The 1,287-nt window shown below is 31.5% G+C and carries 2 protein-coding genes; both read left to right on the top strand.

Annotation, left to right across the window (positions count from 1 at the left end; translation table 11 throughout):
* Positions 1-386 (top strand): hypothetical protein (locus EII23_RS13000; protein WP_221620409.1); only part of this gene is annotated, 386 nt, incomplete at its 5' end.
* On the top strand, positions 386-1,287 hold a 902-nt coding region (locus EII23_RS11940), incomplete at its 3' end, for a hypothetical protein (protein WP_148091269.1). The genes EII23_RS13000 and EII23_RS11940, both read left to right, overlap by 1 nt.

Raw genomic sequence — 1,287 nt, 5'->3', positions numbered from 1 at the left:
ATTTAGAACTTAATAATTTAAAATTAAAAGAGTTCATTAAGTCAAGTATAAAGCAAACTAAAGACTCTATAACTTTTGATTTTGAAAAGTTTAAACAACTTTATCAGAATGATAAAAGTGTTTTTGAAGGAAAGTTTGATGATATATCAAGCTATATCCGTTTCGATATAGATGGTATGGAAATGGGAAAAAAGGATGGAGAATTTAAAATGAGATTATCTCCAAAAAAGCAATCTTTCTTTATGAAAGAAAAAGAGGTTGCATACTTTTCTAATGAGGAACTGTATATAACAGATGCAAGAATTTTAAGAAGCATAAGAATAGGAAATTTTGCTTTTGTTCCAAGAGAGAACGGCAATCTATCATTTAGAAAGGTGGTGGATTAATGGCTTTATCAGGAAGCTTTTCAGGGAGTTATAGAGGTTACACTCTTAGAACAGAATGGGAAGCTACACAAAACATTAACGAGAATTATAGTGATTTAGAAATAACACTACATTTAGATTGTCAGAGTGGATACAATCTTTATATAGGCGAGAGAACACACACTATAAATATTGATGGTACTGACTACATTGTTACGTCATCAAGTATAAGTACAAGTGGTGGTAGTTCGATTACTCTTGGTAGCATAAGTAAAAGAATATATCACAATAATGATGGTACTTTAGATGTATGGCTGTCAAGTTATTGCGACTTGAAAGCTAGGATAAGAGGAAACTATGTGAGTGGTTTTAGTGGTGGCAGTGATACTATATCTCTTGATAAAATACCTCGAATGTCAACAGTAAGTGATAACATGATAGGGTCAAGATATTTAAACACACCACATACAATTCATATTGACAAACAATTATCAGGGAATGTAACTCATACTGTATGGTATGTAATTCGTGGAGATAAAGGAAGTAGTGGTTGGTACTATATTGCACAAAATACAAGTAACTTAGACTTAACTTTTGTACCTACTGACAAGCATGTCGACTTACAGCCAAACAGTTCAACAATATTTATGGATATCGGGATTAAGACTTTTAAAGACGGAGTTCAAATTGGTGAAACAACTTATAACTCAGGCTGGTATATGAAAGTTCCTGATGAATATTCTCCAACAATAGATTCAATAGATATTTTAGACGTTAATCCAAAAAGTAAAGTATTAGGAGTGTATGTTCAAAATCATAGCAAGCTCAAAGTCAATACTAAAACCACAAGTAAAGAAGGAGCTACTATTAAAAATATAAGTGTTACAGTTGATAAAAACACTTACAATGGAAGCAATATAAC

The organism is Desulfovibrio sp. OH1186_COT-070 (assembly GCF_003860215.1).
Lineage (GTDB): Bacteria > Desulfobacterota > Desulfovibrionia > Desulfovibrionales > Desulfovibrionaceae > Desulfovibrio.
This window is presented reverse-complemented; position numbering and strand designations above follow the sequence as displayed.